General features: G+C 43.4%; 13 protein-coding genes and 1 tRNA gene. 5 read left to right on the top strand and 9 right to left on the bottom strand.

The genetic code is table 11. The features are described from left to right. Positions 1–100 precede the first annotated feature (100 nt). The 9 genes from AB6D07_RS06455 to AB6D07_RS06415 form a co-directional block, all read right to left on the bottom strand. Positions 101–193: transfer RNA gene (locus tag AB6D07_RS06455), tRNA-Ser, on the bottom strand. 474 nt (positions 194–667) lie between these two features. Next, the gene (gene csrA / locus AB6D07_RS06450) at positions 668–865 is read right to left on the bottom strand and encodes a carbon storage regulator CsrA (protein ID WP_009847619.1); all 198 of its coding nucleotides are present in this window, start codon (positions 863–865) and stop codon (positions 668–670) included. A gap of 92 nt (positions 866–957) precedes the next feature. Continuing rightward, a complete protein-coding gene (locus AB6D07_RS06445; protein WP_080518014.1) occupies positions 958–2139 on the bottom strand; it encodes an aspartate kinase in 1182 nt (393 codons plus the stop codon). A gap of 220 nt (positions 2140–2359) precedes the next feature. Continuing rightward, complete coding sequence (gene alaS / locus AB6D07_RS06440) at positions 2360–4942, bottom strand: alanine--tRNA ligase (protein ID WP_017103832.1); 2583 nt, start codon at positions 4940–4942, stop codon at positions 2360–2362. A gap of 250 nt (positions 4943–5192) precedes the next feature. Beyond that, complete coding sequence (locus AB6D07_RS06435; protein ID WP_029223080.1) at positions 5193–7064, bottom strand: alpha-amylase family glycosyl hydrolase; 1872 nt, start codon at positions 7062–7064, stop codon at positions 5193–5195. Between the two features lie 363 nt (positions 7065–7427). Further along, entirely contained in the window at positions 7428–8549 is a 1122-nt protein-coding gene (locus AB6D07_RS06430) for an ABC transporter ATP-binding protein (protein ID WP_012604763.1), read from the bottom strand. 256 nt (positions 8550–8805) lie between these two features. Then, positions 8806–9288 carry a glycosidase gene (locus AB6D07_RS06425; protein ID WP_029223079.1) on the bottom strand — a complete coding sequence of 161 codons (483 nt, stop codon included), beginning with the start codon at positions 9286–9288 and terminating at the stop codon, positions 8806–8808. 96 nt (positions 9289–9384) lie between these two features. After that, positions 9385–10425 carry a UDP-3-O-(3-hydroxymyristoyl)glucosamine N-acyltransferase gene (gene lpxD, locus AB6D07_RS06420; RefSeq protein ID WP_017103829.1) on the bottom strand — a complete coding sequence of 347 codons (1041 nt, stop codon included), beginning with the start codon at positions 10423–10425 and terminating at the stop codon, positions 9385–9387. 37 nt (positions 10426–10462) lie between these two features. Next, positions 10463–11494, bottom strand: a complete 1032-nt coding sequence (locus AB6D07_RS06415; protein ID WP_012604766.1) for a hypothetical protein — start codon at positions 11492–11494, stop codon at positions 10463–10465. Positions 11495–11994: 500 nt separating this feature from the next. Here AB6D07_RS06415 and AB6D07_RS06410 point away from each other — a divergent pair, with 500 nt between their 5' ends. From AB6D07_RS06410 to AB6D07_RS06390, 5 genes are all read left to right on the top strand, one after another. Then, positions 11995–13239: a maltose ABC transporter substrate-binding protein gene (locus tag AB6D07_RS06410; protein WP_009847627.1), complete on the top strand. Its 1245-nt coding sequence runs from the start codon at positions 11995–11997 to the stop codon at positions 13237–13239. Between the two features lie 127 nt (positions 13240–13366). Then, entirely contained in the window at positions 13367–14650 is a 1284-nt protein-coding gene (locus tag AB6D07_RS06405; RefSeq protein ID WP_009847628.1) for a carbohydrate ABC transporter permease, read from the top strand. Positions 14651–14687: 37 nt separating this feature from the next. Then, the gene (locus tag AB6D07_RS06400) at positions 14688–15521 is read left to right on the top strand and encodes a sugar ABC transporter permease (protein WP_029223077.1); all 834 of its coding nucleotides are present in this window, start codon (positions 14688–14690) and stop codon (positions 15519–15521) included. A 9-nt stretch (positions 15522–15530) separates the two neighbouring features. After that, on the top strand, positions 15531–17369 hold the full coding sequence (locus AB6D07_RS06395; RefSeq protein ID WP_017103828.1) for a glycoside hydrolase family 13 protein: 1839 nt from the start codon (positions 15531–15533) through the stop codon (positions 17367–17369). Continuing rightward, complete coding sequence (locus AB6D07_RS06390) at positions 17353–18414, top strand: ROK family protein (protein ID WP_240798326.1); 1062 nt, start codon at positions 17353–17355, stop codon at positions 18412–18414. Before AB6D07_RS06395 ends, AB6D07_RS06390 begins: the two co-directional genes overlap by 17 nt. The last annotated feature ends 19 nt before the right edge of the window (positions 18415–18433 follow it).

The following is an 18433-nucleotide window of genomic DNA, read 5'->3' as shown; positions in this document are numbered from 1 at the left end:
CCTCCGACCGCCTGGTTCGTAGCCAGGTACTCTATCCAGCTGAGCTAAGGGCGCACATTGTTACTTCTGTGTTTGCTTGCAAATTCAAACGTGCAAGAAATGGCGGTGAGGGAGGGATTCGAACCCTCGATGCGGCTACAAACCACATACTCCCTTAGCAGGGGAGCGCCTTCGGCCTCTCGGCCACCTCACCGTCTTGCGGAGGCACATATTACGTTTTACCGAAAATATGTCAAACACTTTATTGAAAAAAATTGGACAAAAACACTCAACCGTTTGCTATTTAATCAAAGCGCTTGCAAATTGAACTTATAAGCTTCAAATCGCGCTTTTTCCCTTAAAAATTAAGGTGAAAGATTGGCAATAATAAACAGCAGAAAACAATTATCTAATTTATCCAGCAGCAAGTGCTACCGCTGTTTGCACAATACTACGGGATGCGTATTTGCGCCATAGGGGAAGCTAACAAATCTTGAGTTTGCGCAGACAAAATACCGTGTAATCGCGATGATCGATCCTATTTGTATTTCATAACGTCATAAAGCTCTCACTTCACCGCGTTAAGACTAACCCGTTACCACCCCATTGATGTTCAAATGCGTATTTCCATTCCCCCAAGATCAAAAAAGGCTAGCAACAATGCTAGCCTCTTCTCTACGCAAAAGTATTAGTAGTTGCCAGGTGCAACGTTACCATTACCTTTTTCAGCTTGAATGCGCATGTAGATCTCTTCACGGTGAACAGATACTTCTTTAGGTGCGTTAACACCAATACGTACTTGGTTACCTTTAACGCCTAGTACAGTAACTGTTACTTCGTCACCAATCATCAGTGTTTCGCCAACGCGGCGAGTCAAAATTAGCATTCTTTGCTCCTTGAGTAATCTCTAAATTTATCTAGCTACGCGAGCATTATCCAACAAAAGTTATATTTTCGTAAACTATCGATTGAGTTTATTTAACCAAAATGCACTTCTTTTTTAGGATAACCCTGTGTTTCACGCGCTACGATGTATGCATTGTGTAATATGTTAGCAGCCATATCGACTTGCGTTGGTGATATCACCAAAGTTAAAGACTGCTGTTGCAATAAGTGATGCTGTACATCAATTTCGCCTTCAGACAACAATCCATGTGAACTGACCACAATTTCTTGTGTTCGGCTTCCTACCACAGTTAACAAACTAACCTGTTCACTATTACGGATTTTCTCGTCAAAAACTAGTTTTAATTTAGCACTTATGTCCGGTTTGATAATGAGTGCTGCCCGTTCTGCTTCCTCGATCACACTACAGACTTCAATCCCTAATAAATGGCAATGCGACATGAGAGACGGTAAATCTTGATTCAAACACTCGACGCGAACCATATCTCTTTGAATGGCTATCCCAGCAATATCATTCAAACAGTCATTACCCGCGATAAGAGTTCCCTCGCCTTCTTCAAAGCTCGAAAGCACTCTCAATGGTACATTGTGTCGCCACGCATGTTGAACACATGGAAGGTGTAAAACCTTAGCGCCTCTGCGAGCCATTTCTTCCATAGAGGGAAAGTCTAAGGTATCTAATTTCTTAGATTGCTTAACCACTCTAGGGTCGCAGGAATATACACCATCAACATCAGTATATATCTGACACTCTTTCGCTTGAAGGGCGCCCGCCAACGCAACGGCCGTGGTGTCTGAACCACCTCGCCCTAAGGTTGTGATATCACCTTTTGCATTAACGCCTTGAAAACCTGCAACAATGACAATCTGGTCATCATCTAACAGCGCTTTAATAGGAGCGGTATCAATACGCTCAATCGTCGCATTATTATGATTAGAATCGGTGTGTATTTTGGCTTGATAGCCAGTCATCGATGTCGCTTCATAACCCAACTTGTGCAACGTCATCGCCAACAAAGCCATGGAAACTTGTTCTCCGGCCGTTAACAGCACATCCAACTCTCTAGCGTTTGGTACGCTATCAACTTGTGAAGCTAAGTTAACTAACCGATTTGTTTCACCTGACATAGCAGAAACGACAACCAGGATCTGGTTCCCTTCATTTTTCGCTTCAATGATTTTTTCTGCTACATGATGGATTCGTTCAATTGAACCCACCGACGTTCCACCAAATTTCTGCACGATAAGAGGCATTTTCACCCTTCCTCACCTTCCCAAGACCAATGTCTATATATGACAAAAAAACACATACTCCGCGTCATGGCGAAGCAATAAAAAATTAACCAAGGAGTCTAACGTTACCATTAGCCTTCTTGGTTAATCTCAATCAAACCTTTTTCAAAGGTTCTTCCAATGGGCAAAATAAAAGATGCCCAATCAGTTGATTGGGCATCTTTGTATCAATTACTTAAGCTTAAAGACGCTCTTCAAGCCAAATACGTACTGATTTAAGCGCTTCAGGTAGTGCTTCAACGTCAGTACCACCCGCTTGAGCCATATCTGGACGACCGCCGCCTTTACCGCCAACTTGCTCAGCAACCATCTTAACGAGGTCACCCGCTTTAACTTTGCCGATAAGGTCTTTAGTTACACCAGCAATCAGGCCAACTTTACCGTCTGCTACGTTCGCGATCAGGATAATGCCGCTACCCACTTGGTTTTTAGCATTATCAACCATAGTACGTAGGTTCTTGTTGTCTGCGCCTTCAATGGCAGCAACCAGTACCTTAGTACCAGAGATCTCTTCTACTTTACCCATGATGTTTGCACCTTCAGCTGCAGCCATCTTTTCTTTAAGTAGTTGGATTTCTTTCTCTAGCGATTTCGCTTTCTTAGCTGATTCAGCAAGCTTCTCTTCGTAAGCGTTAGCCTGAGCTTCTACTGCATCTAGAGCTGCTTCACCCGTTACCGCTTCAATACGACGAACACCCGCAGCAATACCACCTTCAGAAGTGATCTTGAATAGACCGATATCACCCGTGTTGCTTGCGTGGATACCACCACAAAGCTCAGTAGAGAAATCGCCCATAGACAGAACGCGAACTTCATCATCGTACTTCTCGCCAAACAGTGCCATCGCACCTTTTTCTTTCGCTGACTCGATGTCCATGATGTTAGTTTCAATCACATGGTTCTTACGAACTTGTGCGTTAACTAGACGCTCTACTTCTTTAATCTGTGCTGGTGTTACCGCTTCAAGGTTAGAGAAGTCAAAACGTAGGTTGTCTGGCTTAACTAAAGAACCTTTCTGAGCAACGTGCTCACCTAGCACTTCGCGCAATGCAGAGTGAAGTAAGTGAGTTGCAGAGTGGTTTAGTGAGATAGCAGCACGACGCTCAGCATCAACGCGCGCTTCTACTTTATCGCCTTGAGCAAATACGCCTTCAACTAGCTCACCGTGGTGTGCAAATGCATTACCTAGCTTTTGAGTATCTTGTACTTTGAATAGACCTGACGCTGTGCTTAGCGTACCCGCGTCACCACATTGACCGCCTGACTCAGCGTAGAATGGTGTCTCTTCAAGGATGATGATTGCTTTGTCGCCTGCCGATAGTGAAGATACTTCTTCGCCGTCAACGAATAACGCAGAAATCTCACCTGCACCTTCAGTACCTGTGTAACCACAGAACTCAGTGTTCGTGTCTACTTTGATCGTTGCGTTGTAATCAGTACCGAACTGACCCGCTTCACGTGCACGCTTACGCTGTGCTTCCATCGCCTTCTCAAAGCCTTCTTCATCGATAGTAAAGTCGCGTTCACGAGCTACATCGTTAGTAAGGTCAGCCGGGAAGCCGTATGTGTCGTAAAGTTTGAAGACTGTTTCACCGTCAAGCTCTTTGCCTTCAAGTGCGTCTAATGCGTCGTTTAGGATAACCATGCCGCGCTCTAGCGTACGACCAAAGTTCTCTTCTTCGATGCGAAGTACTTTTTCAACAAGCTCTTGCTGTTTCTTAAGCTCTTCAGCTGCAGAACCCATCACTTCAGCCAGTACACCCACAAGTTTGTGGAAGAACACGCCTTGTGCACCAATCTTGTTACCGTGACGCACTGCACGACGAATAATACGACGTAGAACGTAGCCACGACCTTCGTTTGAAGGCATTACGCCATCAGCGATTAGGAATGAACAAGAACGGATGTGGTCAGCAATAACGCGCAGCGATTGGTTAGATAGGTCGTCGTGACCCACCACTTCTGCTGTCGCTTTGATTAGCTTTTGGAATACATCAATTTCGTAGTTAGAGTGAACGCCCTGCATGATTGCAGAGATACGCTCAATACCCATACCAGTATCTACAGCTGGCTTAGGTAGCGGTTCCATAGTGCCGTCAGCGTGACGGTTGAACTGCATGAATACGTTGTTCCAAATCTCGATGAAACGGTCACCATCTTCTTCAGGTGTACCAGGACGACCGCCCCAAATGTGCTCACCGTGATCGTAGAAGATTTCAGTACATGGACCACAAGGACCTGTGTCACCCATTGTCCAGAAGTTATCAGACTCAAACTTCTTGCCACCTTCTTTATCGCCGATGCGAACAATCTTGTCAGCTGGGATGCCCACTTTCTTGTTCCAGATTTCGAATGCTTCGTCATCTGTCTCGTAAACCGTTACTAACAGGCGATCTTTTGGCAGACCTAGTGTTTCAGTCAGGAATTCCCAAGCAAAGCCAATCGCTTCTTCTTTGAAGTAGTCGCCAAAGCTGAAGTTGCCTAGCATTTCGAAGAACGTGTGGTGACGAGCCGTGAAACCTACGTTTTCAAGGTCATTGTGTTTACCACCCGCACGTACACAACGCTGAGCCGTAGTTGCTCGAGTGTAGGCACGTTTTTCGGCGCCTAAGAAGCAATCTTTGAATTGGTTCATGCCTGCGTTAGTAAATAGCAGGGTTGGATCGTTATGTGGAACTAACGATGAACTGTCTACGATTTGGTGTTCTTTGCTCTCAAAGAACTTAAGGAACGCGTTGCGAACCTCATCAGTGCTCATGTACATGCAGCTCTTCCTGAAAATAGTCGAGTTAGAATTTTGCCGTATTGTAGATCATGGTTAAGGCTTCGACTAGTTTTCTTGTAGAAAAGACACCCTTGGGCAGGATTTTAGTTGGAATTCGATAAAATGAAGAATATTCCACTAGCTCAAGCGAAGAAAAATAAAAAAAACCTCGCACACTATGTACGAGGTTTATGCTGTTGATACTCAATCAAAAACCAGTAAAACCGTTATCAATAGCCTGTATTACCTGTTAGTGCTTAGTGCGTAAGATAACCACTTCATTTTGGTCTAGATTAAATGTGCCACTGCCATTAGAAACAACTACTTGGTCAGTGCCTAATACACTGTCGTAAGTTCCGTTTGCCAATCCTAAATTCACCGCGTTAACCGATGTACCTTGACCGAGGTTCATTGCAACCACAACTACGTCATCGCCTGCGTTACGTTCATATACCAATACATCATTGCTGATCCAACGCTCAATATAATCACCTTGCTGCACCGCATAGCTTTCTTTACGTAACTTACTCAACTTTTTAATCATCTTGTAAGCATTGGTCGTTTTATCAAAGCTTGACATCATTTCACGGTTGTATGGGTCATTACCTTGTTGGCCAAAACCGTTGGTAGTGAAGTTAGCCGCGTAGTGCTCTGTTCCATAGTAAATACATGGAATGCCACGAGAGGTCATAATAAGCGCTAAACCCAACTCCACTCTGTCTTGTGCAAATGCAACACTTTGACGACCACCCCACTTGTCTTTGCCTGCGCCAAAGTTCTTCGCGTCTGAGCGTAAAACGGTAGAGATACGTGACGCATCGTGGTTATCTAAGAACACCACTTGCCAATCACTGCTTGTGAATTTTTGGTCTCTCAGCTTCATGTAGTTATTAATGGCATACATGCCAGTTCCATTGTGTTGTAGCAAGGCGTTTTCGATGGTGTTTCTCAAACCAAAATCAAGCAATGCAGAGCCTGATGTATTGGCAAAATCGATAGATGCAAAGTTTGATCCCGTTGCGTCAGCACCTGAATCCATCCACTCACCAAAGAAATAGAAATCTTTACCTTGGCTTTTCTTCGCGTACGCGTTTATTTGGCCAGTAAAATCTTGGATAAACTCTTTATCCATATGTTTCACCGCATCAATACGAATCGCATCCACACCTAAATCAACCCAGAATTTCGCGCCATCAATCAAGTACTGACGCGCAGGGCCATCTTTACGTTGGTCAAAATCGGTTAAGTTAAACAAGGTTTTATTACGAACCGCCCATGCGTCGTTCCATTCCCAATCTTTACCGTTTTCAGCGATCGCTCCATTATGATGGTAATACCCTGCATTATCATTTTTGTAGTCGGTAACTCGAACACCCTTTTTATAAAGTGCACCGTATTCCCCTTCATCATCAGGGTTAGAGTGATTAGGCGCATAGTCCAGCACGAGTTTCATGCCGTAGCTATCCATTTTCGTCTTTAATGCTTTAAAATCGGCAACGGTACCTAGATGCTCGTCAACTTTAAAGAAGTCACGTCCCCAGTAGCCGTGGTAACCCGCACCGCCTCGACTGTCAGGCACGTTAATGTTATCTGCTGGAGGCGTTATCCAAATGGCCGTGATCCCCATATCATGCAAGTAATCTAGCTTTGCAGTTAAACCTTTTAAGTCACCACCAAAGTATTTTTTGAAATCCGATTTGTCTGCCGAATACATGTCGGCACCCGTCGCTGTATTATTGGCTGAATCGCCATCATAGAAACGGTCAAGAAACACGAAATACATGGTTTCATCACGCATATCAAAGGGAAGTTTTTCATGGACCACCACTTTATTCGTGTCGTCATAGAAATTAATTTCGTAGGTTTTATTAGGGTCAACTGAGAAATTTGATAGAGGGTAGTTTTCAGACCAATCACCAAAGCGATCAACCTTAAAACTAGGAGAGTTTGTTCCATCACCGGTATTAAATTTTTTCACTATTTGCCAGTGGTTTGCTTTCACTTTAACCATAGATTCGGCTTGCCAGTTATTGGCTGTACCACGGAAATAGGCCTGGTTCCAATCTGCCATAGCAGGTAGGGAAGCCAGTAATGCTGATAGCACAATAAGCTTATTCTTCATGTGTCGTCCTTTATTCACGTTATGTTGGTGTAGGTTATTGTTTTATATTCTTGTCACGCGATTTAACTATCAGGTCGTGTTTCGTGAGCATGCTATATAGTCTCCCTCCCATACAACCATTACGGCCGCGTTAAATAATGTCAGAAGCGATGAAGTCAGCTGTACGAATAAAACCTTCCTTATATAAGTTCTATTTAATTGAGGCGTGACAGTATCTTGAGAATGAGTTCTCAGGATTCATTTATATTTTTATTATGCCCTTAAGCCAAAGTGAGATACTTAGGGCATATTATTAAAGTGAGGTGTTAGAACGTTCTATTGAAACCATTCATCTACGATAGTTAATGCCAATAAGGCCTGATTTTACAACGTCAGGTTCTGTTCGGTTTCACCATCAAAAATATGGCAAAAAGCAGAATCAAAATTAAAGCGTACTTGGCTGCCAATATCTGATGTACTTATGCTTTGGTTATTCACTCGCGCAACAATTTCGTTATCACCCAATTTGAAATACAGGTATTTTTCATTCCCTAAGTTTTCAACCACGGTCAGCTCACCAGGGTGTACGTTCACCATCTCATCATCAGCGGCAATATTTATGTGTTCAGGTCGAATGCCTAGACACACGGGCTTATCAATATGATCCACAAGCTTTTCTTGCAAACGTTTAGGAATAATAATTTGGGCGTTAGGGGCAAGTTCCACGTAAATATCATCACCTAACTTGCGTAGGGTTGTGTTCACTAAATTCATGGCTGGGGAGCCGATAAAACCCGCCACAAACTTGTTCTGTGGTGCGTTGTACAAGTTGGTCGGCGTGTCCACTTGCATAATGTTACCTTGATTTAATACACAAATTCGGTCGCCTAAAGTTAAAGCTTCCGTTTGATCGTGCGTGACATAAATCATGGTCGCAGGGTTACCTTCATCTTTAAGAGACTTGTGTAGTTGTGCGATTTTCACACGCATCGAAACACGCAGTTTGGCATCAAGGTTGGATAGAGGCTCATCAAATAAGAATACGTCCGGTTTACGAACAATGGCTCGCCCCACTGCGACACGCTGACGCTGACCACCCGACATTTCTTTAGGCTTACGATACAGGAGATCAGTAATTTCTAGTTTTTCAGCGGCATCTTCTACGCGTTGTTTGATCTCTTCTTTTGGTCGCTTTTGCATTTTCAAACCAAAGGCCATGTTATCGAAGACCGTTTTGTGTGGGTACAACGCATAGTTTTGGAATACCATGGCAATACCACGCTCTTTAGGCGCTAAATCATTCACCACTCTATCGCCAATACGCACTTCCCCTGCTGAGATATCTTCTAAGCCAGCAATCATTCGCAATGTGGTAGATTTGGCGCAACCAGACGGCCCAACAAATACCATGAACTCACCTTCGTGAATATCTAAGTCAATTCCGTGTACGGCTTTAAAACCATTATCGTACTGTTTTTCTACTTTACGCAGGCTAACTGTTGCCATTTGAAACTCCGAATACGGGTTAAATCTTGATAGGTAAAAATCTTTTTAGCCAGTGACTGGAGCTCTCAAGTTACTGGCTAAAAAGACGTAAACGTTAATCATTGAACATTTAGGGTTTATGTTTAAAACATAGGTACTCTGATATTCAGAGCACCTTTCATCTGTATCACTGCGTCAACCACGAGTTTATAAAGCGTGGTTATAAATGGTGATATAGAGTGGGTTATGTCTGTGCTACATCGGTTGGCTACATCGCTTATTTACACGCTTTAACCAATGCACGAACTGGCTTCTTATCTTCGCTAATTTCAACACTCCATAAATATTTGCCATCTTCTGGAATATTAACGGTTGTGTTTTTTGCAAAGCCACCGCGTTTTAGCGTTTTCTCATAACCTGCCGTCATCGACATGCCAGCTGCGGTAAATTGTGGAGACCAGCCCATCGTTGCGAACTGCAAACTTACGTTGCCCGCTTTTTCTTCGCTTACCACTTGGTAAATACCTTTGCCTTTATGCGACATCTGACGGTTTTCCATGTGGATCCACTGACCATCAGGGAAAGTGCCTATAACATAAAGTGAAGGACGAATTGGCCCGCGATCTTCCACCGTGGCGAGATTACAATCGGCGAAAGGACCTGTTGCTTTCATTTGATCAGCTGCTGGTGTGTCAGCTGTGCTCGCACAACCCATTAACGCTGAAGATAAAAGTGCGGCTACAAGTAGAGTACGTTTCATTGTCATTTCCTTATTATTTTTTATATATGTAGGGTTCTATTCCGTTTTAGTCATCGCGAGTTAGGGCTTTAATTTTTAAGCTCTCGCTTCGGCAACCTATAAACGAAATAGTCTCGCTATTAAGCTCTTTTTCGGTACCACCGCTCTTTTGTCTCTATCAAGTTCTAACGATTTAGAGTTTGGACGGGGGTTACTGTTTTTTTGATGAGTTAATTTGTTCAATACGGCTAAGTTTTTATAATAAGAACGTGCATCTTTCGCCGGATAACCGAACAGATCACTATTGGCAGGGAAAGAGTGGCTCACACCTGATTTGGCTTTAATAACGGAGTTTTTCCCGATAGTAAGATGCCCTGCGGTACCGGCTTGACCATGAACAATGACATGATCTTCCAAGGTAGTGTGGCCCGCAAAACCAGCCTGAGATACCAGTAAACAATGCTGGCCTATTTTGCAGTCATGCCCTATTTGCACTAGGTTATCTATTTTGGTTCCACGACCAATAACGGTGTCGCCTAAAGTGCCTCTGTCGATGGTGTTATTACAGCCAATTTCAACTTCATCACCAATGATCACTCGACCCACACTTTCCACACGTTCATAACGGGTGTTGTGCCCGGTCATGTATTCGAAGCTGTAATTACCAATGGAGTTGTTAGAGTCGATGGTGACATTGTTACCAATCACAGTGCCTTCTTTGATGACTGTATTGGCATGAATTGCAACGTTATTGCCGATTGTTACACCGTTCATGATTTTAACACCGGGCATGAAATGGCAACCTTCACCTATTTGACAATGCTTTCCGATATAAACATCGGGAGTATCTGATGTATTCCCTTGATCAAATAATTGATATTTTTGAACTTTATAATGACGCATTAGTTGATTGAGCTTCTCAGCTTCGAGCTTCTCAATCACGATTTTTGTTTTTGCGTTAGTCTGTAAAATGGCTTCTGGCCCAACAATGACATCAGCCAAAGTTTCAGATAGCCCTTTTAAATCGGCTTTAGCAAAGACAATGGCTAAGCCGCCCTCTTCTACGCTGGAAACTGGGCGAATCTTCGATATTTCTACCGTGTTATCACCTTCAATTTTTCCACCAACGATTTGGGCGATATCTGAAACTTTGATCATAATATTACTCTGTCATTTGAGTTGTGATTAATACCACTTAGAAGCGGTAAAGCGCTTGTAGGTACATTGTTTCTTGTTCTACAGTTTTCTCTTCGCCTTTCAGCTTAGAGAAAGTCTCTGTGTCTTTAGCCCACTCAAGTTCGCCTTTTACCAACCAATCGTCGCCAATTGCTTGCTCATAGCCTAAAGTTGCCTTACGAATATCTTTGAAGAAAGTTTCGTTCTTTGCCCAACCGTCTGTATGTTTCGTTTCGTTTTCACCAATACGAGCACGAACGTACATAGTGCCGGCTTCTTCAAAGCTGTACTGAACGATTGGCTCAATGTACATCTCGGTGAAATCGCTGGCTTCATTGAGTGAACCGTTAGCGGTTTTCGCTTTATTTTCTTTAACTTGATAGTAGAGCTCAGCTGCAACTTCCCACTGACCAAAGCGCTTGTAAGGTTTAAATAAGAGACTGTAACCTTCCTCTTCACGAGAACCCCAAGCACTCTTATCTGAATCGTTGTATAGGTACTCTAGGTTTGAATAGAAGCCCGCTGAATATTCATTATTCCAGTACGTAAGGTATGGACGAATACTGTGCTCAGCTTTCGTGGTTTTCAAGCCGTCTACTTTCGCAGAAGTAACAATATCACCCTTTGTATATTCCAACTCATAGATCAAGCCCGTTCCCCAACCATTTCCTAGCTGAAAACTTTTATTTAATGATAATAAGTGCTTATATCCATTTTCTGTTTCTGCGTATGCGCCTTTCTTTTTCTTACGATTTTCAAGTTTGAACGCGTAAAGTGCTGTCGCATTCCACGCAGCGTTGTTATAGAAGACGTTAAACACTTCATGAGTCGTTGTACGCTCTTTAGACTTGCCACCACCCCATGATGCAAAATCAGTGATGTTTTTCTCTTCGACTTCAATCGATGTTCCAACATGCCCACCAAATTTTAAAGCGTCATAAAAAAAGATATCACTTGGAGACATAGTTCGGTCATCAGCAGCCGAAGCGCCAGCACTAATAAGTAGAGTGTTGGTGATCACTACAGACAATAATGTTTTTTTCACGGTCATTCCTTATTGATTCTTCACTGAATCATTTGTTGTTATTTGTAGGGTTATTTTTGTTCACTGTTTCTCTTTATCTATCCACGGTGTCTCTTGATAGGCTTGCTGATTTCGCAACATTTAACCAGAAAAACATAGTCGTCCGTAATGAACGCCTATTTATTGTTCTAGAATTATAAATGTTTTGCTTCCTATTGAATTTAGAAATGAGAGATCAATCACCCTTGACTGCGGAGATTATTGATCACCATCACAAACGGTAGGATTTTCATTAATCTAAGTATCAAAACTAACAAAGCACCGTTCACCCCCCCCAATAAACAAGGCATAAAACCCTATAGCTACTAGATGTAAAAAGCACAAACGGAAGGTGACAAGCATCACAAATACGCTGACATTTTAACCAGGTGATGTTGACATATTGTCGGCGAGACATACCATAGTAGTACTTAACGAACGACTACTATGATTTTAAATAGCGCGGTGTCAGTATGAAAAATTCAGGAATGAAAAAGAATCTATTCGCGGCAGCCTTAATGGCGGCAACGTTAACGACCAGTACATTAACGGCTGCAGCCGATGCAAACGCAGACACAATTCAGCCAGAAAATGGGGCTGAGTTGTTAATCTGGACCGACAAAACAACACTCGACTACATGGAGTACGCCGCTCAGTCCTTTAATAAAGAGTTAGGATACGATATTGATTTTTCATTCCGTGGGTTAGCGCCGATCGATGCCGCTTCTCGTTTGATTCAGGATGGCGGCTCTGCTCGCGTGGCAGATGTAGTAGAGATTGAACATGACTTATTGGGGCGATTAGTCGTGGCAGGTGGGGCGATGGAGAATCTGGTGTCTGCCGAACGTATCTCGAATACTTTTATGCCAAATGCGATTAATGCGTCTCAAGCTGAAGGGGTGAGCTATGGCTTCCCAGTTAGCTTCGCTACTACCGCTCTGTTCTACAATAAAGATTTACTGACTAAAGCACCTGAGACTTTTGAAGAAATTATCGAATTTTCAAAAACTTTCAACAATAAGCAAGAACATAAATACGCACTGCTCTGGGACATACAGAACTATTACGAGTCTCGTATGTTTGTCACGCTTTACGGCGCATACGAATTTGGTAATAACGGTACCGATGCAAAAGACATCGGCATCAATTCTGAAAAAGCCCAACAAGGCTTAGAAGCAATGAAAACCCTGCAAGTGGCCAACAATTCAAATCCAGTTGATATGCGCAACCCGCAAGTACGTCGTGGCTTATTTAATGAAGGAAAAGTCGCCGCTATTATCGACGGCCCTTGGGCAATCGAAGGGTATCAAGAATCAGGGATAAATCTTGGTGTTGTACCTATGCCTAAATTAGCAGGCCAACAACCACGCACTTTTGCAACTGTTCGTCTTGCGGTTGTGTCTTCTTACACTGAGTATCCGAAAGCCGCACAATTATTTGCTGACTACCTTACTTCCGACGCGATGCTGAAAAAACGCTATGAGATGTCAAGAGCACTCCCTCCGATCCAGTCAGTTATGGAAGAGATCATTGTTGATGCCGATGAAGCCACTTACGCCATTATTACGCAAGGTTTCTACTCAGACGCAATGCCATCGATTCCTGAAATGGGCTTCATTTGGTCACCAATGGCCAGTGCTATTACAGACTACTGGGTAAACGATAAACCTGCGAGTTCTGTTCTTGACCGTGCGCTTTCGATCATCGAAGAACAAATAGAATTACAAGAGTAACCTCTGAACTCCCGTCGCGACTTACAAGCGACTTAGCTCATGCGCTGTGTCATAAAGCCACAGCGCTAGTTCAGGGCGTGACCAGAAAACGAATACATAACGACAACCTAAACAATAGAGATAAACAATGTTGTTAACAGAGAATCAGCCGGCATCACGAATGCCCGCTTCACTCCTTATTATGGGGAGTACACAGATCGTAAAAGGTCATTGGATAAAAGGCGGTGTATTTTTAGCCATGCAGCTAATCACATTGTTGATTCTCCCGGAGCTGTTGGCCTCGCTAAAAGGCTTAGTCACTTTAGGAGATGTCGCTCAAGTTCGTGAAGGCTTTAAAATATTACAGGGCGATAACTCTGTCTTTATGTTGGTCGAAGGAGTCATAGCCTTACTCTACAGCTTCTTATTCATCTGTCTGTACATCGCTAATGTCCAAGATGCAAAAGTCAGCCTTAAGTCACGACTGAATCTTCGAGAACAATTTAAAGACATTTACGACCAAAAGTTCGCGTTCATCATGCTATCGCCAGCTTTTATTGCCAGTATCGCATTCATTATTTTACCAATCATTATTACGGTACTCGTCTCTTTCACTAACTATTCGGCACCTCATCATATCCCACCAAGAAACCTCGTAGATTGGGTGGGGTTTAAAAACTTTGTTTCACTATTTGAACTAAAAATATGGTCGAGCACTTTCTTCGGTGTCGCTTCTTGGACGGTTCTGTGGGCATTTTTTGCCACCATATGTACTTGTGGGTTTGGTTTCTTACTGGCGCTTGCGCTACAAAATAGAAACATTAAAGCAAAAAAAGCATGGCGCTTTATCTTTATTCTCCCTTATGCCATTCCTGCTTTCGTGACCTTATTGATGTTCCGCTTGCTACTGAATGGTATTGGACCAGTCAACGCAACGTTAAACTCGTGGGGCTTTGATTCGATTGCCTTCTTATCAGACCCTTTCACCGCAAAAATTACCGTTATCGCGGTGAGTGTTTGGGTTGGCGCACCTTACTTTATGCTGCTTATTGCAGGGGCACTGACTAACATTTCAAGCGAACTTTATGAAGCCAGTGAAGTCGATGGTGCAAGCAAGTTCCAGCAATTTAAAGAAATCACCCTACCTATGGTGTTGCACCAAGTGGCCCCATCGTTGGTCATGACCTTTGCCCATAACTTCAATAACTTTGGGGCGATTTACCTGTTAACCGAAGGGGGTCCTATCAACCCTGAATATCGATTTGCAGGACATACCGACATTCTGATCACTTGGATTTACAAGCTCACGCTCGACTTCCAGCAGTATCAAATCGCTTCGGTTATCTCAATCATTATCTTCTTGTTCTTGTCTGGTATTGCGATATGGCAATTCAGCCGCATGAAGTCATTCAAAGACGATGTAGGTATGTAACATGGCTAATTTAAATAGTACGAATAAGTTAATTAACATGGACAAATACATTGGCAAAATAGGCACCCTAGTCGTGTACCTATTTCTCATTGCCAACGCATTATTAGTACTTGGACCAGTGATTTGGACAGTGCTAGCTTCATTCAAAACGGGGAATAACTTATTCAGTTCTTCTTTCACAAGCATTGACTTTACGCTCGACCACTACCGCGCATTGTTCACGGACACACCCTATTTAGACTGGTATAAAAACACCTTTCTTCTCGCGACAGCGAATATGGTTATCTCACTGGTTGTCGTGACTATTTCAGCGTTTGTGTTCTCTCGCTACCGCTTCAATGGGAAGCGCAACATTATGATGAGCATTCTTGTATTGCAGATGTTCCCGGCCTTTCTTTCAATGACGGCTATCTACATCTTGCTATCAAAAATGGGATTGATTGATACCTATGCTGGCTTGTTATTTGTGTATGTAACGGGCTCATTACCATTCATGATTTGGTTGGTGAAAGGTTATTTCGATGCCATTCCCACTTCATTAGATGAAGCAGCAAAAATTGATGGCGCAGGCCACATGACGATTTTCCTCGAGATCATTCTCCCTCTCGCGAAACCTATCTTAGTGTTTGTTGGTTTAGTGTCTTTCACCGCACCTTGGATGGACTTCATTTTACCTACGCTTATCTTACGCAGCGAAGAAAAAATGACGCTAGCCATCGGTATTTTCAGTTGGATTTCATCTAACTCAGCGGAGAATTTCACGCTGTTTGCCGCGGGTTCATTATTGGTTGCAGTGCCCATCACTTTGCTATTTGTTGCGACTCAAAAACACATTACTACCGGCCTCGTCAGCGGTGCAGTTAAAGAATAATAATTAGGGATGATTTCCGCTATGGCTATTACAAATTCAGTTATCAACAAACCGATTACAAAAAGCTCGCTGACTCACTCAGCAAAAAGTGCAGACAGCTACGCTTACAACAATGAAACGCTTCACCTTCGCTTACGCAGTGCAAAAGGCGAACTAGACAAGGTTTCACTTTGGATAGGCGACCCGTACCACTGGGCAGAAGGCGGCCTCGATGGTGGCAATCTAGGTGGCAGTGATGCACACGGTTGGGTGGGTGGCAATGAAGTGACCATGATTCATGAAGGGGAAACCGAGTATCACGACCACTGGTTTGCAGAGTTTACTCCACCGAAACGTCGTAGCCGTTATGGCTTTATTTTGTACGGAAAAGGCGGCGAAAAGATTCTATTTGGAGAAAAACGCTGCGCCGACATTTCAACGACTGAAAACGCAGAAATCGAGCTGAGCAACTTAAGTAATTTCTTCTGTTTTCCTTACATAAACCCTCGTGACGTTTTAAAGACACCGACGTGGATAAAAGACACTATTTGGTACCAAATATTCCCAGAGCGCTTTGCTAATGGTCGCCCTGAAACATCACCTGCCAACGTGCAACCTTGGGGAACCAGACCTGTATCCGACAACTTTATGGGTGGCGATTTATGGGGCGTGATCGATAAGCTCGATTACCTGCAAGATCTTGGCGTGAATGGTTTGTATTTGTGCCCTATTTTCACAGCCAACGCCAACCATAAATACGACACTGTCGACTACTACAATGTAGACCCGCACTTTGGCGGCAATGAAGCTTTTAAAGCACTCGTCGATGAAGCCCATAAACGCGGCATGAAAATTATGCTCGACGCGGTGTTCAACCACATTGGGTCTCAATCTCCACTATGGCTAGACGTTGTGAATAACGGGGCAAAGTCCAAATACGCCGACTGGTTTTGGATCAATCAGTTCCCTGTATACCCAGATACGCCAAAAGAAGAATGGGATTTCTGGAACTTAAACTACGAAACCTTCGCCAACGTCGTCGAAATGCCAAAGCTGAATACTGAAAATGAAGAGTGTCGCGCATACTTATTAGACGTGGCGCGCCACTGGGTAGAAGAGTTCAACATTGATGGATGGCGTTTAGACGTAGCCAACGAAGTGGACCATGCGTTTTGGCGTGACTTCCGTAAAGTCGTAAAAGATGCCAACCCAGACTGCTACATTCTTGGGGAGATTTGGCACGAAGGTATGCCTTGGCTACGCGGCGACCAATACGATTCGTTGATGAATTACCCGCTGACACAAGCCATTACCGACTACTTTGGTCTTGGCGACGTTGATAAAGAGAGCTTTGTAAATGCAGTGAACGCGTCGTACATGGCATACCCACGCAACGTAAACGAAGCGATGTTTAACTTATTAGATAGCCATGACACCACTCGCATTATCTCTTTATGCCAGGGCGAAAAACGTAAAGCTAAATTAGCTTATTTATTTATGTTCACTCAAGTCGGTGCTCCATGCATTTATTATGGTGGCGAAATTGGTATGGATGGCGGCCGCGGCATGGGCAGCGAAGACAACCGAAAATGCATGATATGGGAAGAATCAGAGCAAGACTTAGAATTCAAAAACTTCATTCAAGAAATGATCGCTTTGCGTAAAGCTAATCCCGATTTTAATCAGCCTAGCATTGACTGGTTAAACGTGGAGGATGAAAAAGGGACGGCAGACAAAGAGTGTATCGCTTACCGCCGTGGCAATTTAATGTTTGTTCTAAACAACAGCGATAAAGATAAACAGATCATGCTCGATGGAAAATCACTGACCATTAGTGCTTATGGCTACGTGATTGAGCAAGCGAACTAAATCCAAGTGTGTCATTAATCAAATCATGCTCATTAAAGCAGAACCAAATATAGTGATGGGAATCGCGATTGATTCCCACTCTATTTACTCGGTCGCCAGCACCTCTAACGGACAAGAGGTGTATAGAATGGTGCAGCGCACTCCTGGCGACCTTGCCCACTTGACTCAACATTTGATAAGCCGAATATCAAGCGTCAGCTACCGCTATGGACGTATCGCCGCGATAGGCATAAGTGTATCTGAGTTTTTTTTATCTCATCGCCAATCCGTACATGAAGTTGCAAAATCAAGTCCTACTCACTCGACAGAAATCACCCAATTAACACGAAACCTGAATCAGCATTTCAAGGTCGACTGCTCGCTTGTGATGCATTCACACAGTGCGGCCATTGCGTGCGACGCTATTAGTAACGCCATGAAAAGCGCTGACTCAATTGAACAACCACTCTCGGCAGGTTCAAGTCTAAATAAGAGGGCTAGAGATTTATACAAAGAGGCCATACTCAGCGTATTTTTGGGCGATGGTTGTGGCATAAGTTTTTATCAAAATAACGAGCAAGTGCACCACCCATTAAGCTCACATTGGGCACATTCAAGGTTGCCTAATTTTCAATGGCTCGTTGATGGCTTAACTCCTGTATGTCGCTGTGGAAATGAGGCCTGCATTGAACAGTTTTTATCCGCACCAAGTATTGAGCGGCAATATCATCAAGTCGTGCTAAAAGACCAAACTTTAGCGCAAATTTTTTCAGGCGTAGACCTAAGTGAACCGCATGCATCGCGCATATATCGTACTTATATCGACCAATTGGCGCGCAGTTTAGTTAATCCCATTCAACAATTACTGCCTACACGACTCGTATTATCAGGCGAAGCAACGACCTATCCTACATTAACGGCAGATTTAAAAGTCGCATTGTCTCGCTACATTCACGTTAATGAAATTCCAGTGATTATTCACCCAAAACAAGATGAATTCACCTTTGCTCGCGGAGCGTTTCTCATCGCTGAAAAAAATCACAACAATCATTTACGCTCGTCGTGACAAGAATGGTAACCTTAGA

The organism is Vibrio sp. 10N.239.312.C11 (assembly GCF_041466065.1).
Lineage (GTDB): Bacteria > Pseudomonadota > Gammaproteobacteria > Enterobacterales > Vibrionaceae > Vibrio > Vibrio tasmaniensis_A.
This window is presented reverse-complemented; position numbering and strand designations above follow the sequence as displayed.

Excerpts from the sequence above, each read along its gene's own strand:
- alaS (WP_017103832.1), bottom strand. The coding sequence starts at position 4,942 with ATGTACATGAGCACTGATGAGGTTCGCAACGCGTTCCTTAAGTTCTTT.
- AB6D07_RS06425 (WP_029223079.1), bottom strand. The coding sequence starts at position 9,288 with ATGAAACGTACTCTACTTGTAGCCGCACTTTTATCTTCAGCGTTAATG.
- AB6D07_RS06415 (WP_012604766.1), bottom strand. The coding sequence starts at position 11,494 with ATGACCGTGAAAAAAACATTATTGTCTGTAGTGATCACCAACACTCTA.
- AB6D07_RS06430 (WP_012604763.1), bottom strand. The coding sequence starts at position 8,549 with ATGGCAACAGTTAGCCTGCGTAAAGTAGAAAAACAGTACGATAATGGT.
- csrA (WP_009847619.1), bottom strand. The coding sequence starts at position 865 with ATGCTAATTTTGACTCGCCGCGTTGGCGAAACACTGATGATTGGTGAC.
- lpxD (WP_017103829.1), bottom strand. The coding sequence starts at position 10,425 with ATGATCAAAGTTTCAGATATCGCCCAAATCGTTGGTGGAAAAATTGAA.
- AB6D07_RS06410 (WP_009847627.1), top strand. The coding sequence starts at position 11,995 with ATGAAAAAGAATCTATTCGCGGCAGCCTTAATGGCGGCAACGTTAACG.
- AB6D07_RS06395 (WP_017103828.1), top strand. The coding sequence starts at position 15,531 with ATGATTTCCGCTATGGCTATTACAAATTCAGTTATCAACAAACCGATT.
- AB6D07_RS06400 (WP_029223077.1), top strand. The coding sequence starts at position 14,688 with ATGGACAAATACATTGGCAAAATAGGCACCCTAGTCGTGTACCTATTT.
- AB6D07_RS06435 (WP_029223080.1), bottom strand. The coding sequence starts at position 7,064 with ATGAAGAATAAGCTTATTGTGCTATCAGCATTACTGGCTTCCCTACCT.
- AB6D07_RS06405 (WP_009847628.1), top strand. The coding sequence starts at position 13,367 with ATGTTGTTAACAGAGAATCAGCCGGCATCACGAATGCCCGCTTCACTC.
- AB6D07_RS06445 (WP_080518014.1), bottom strand. The coding sequence starts at position 2,139 with ATGCCTCTTATCGTGCAGAAATTTGGTGGAACGTCGGTGGGTTCAATT.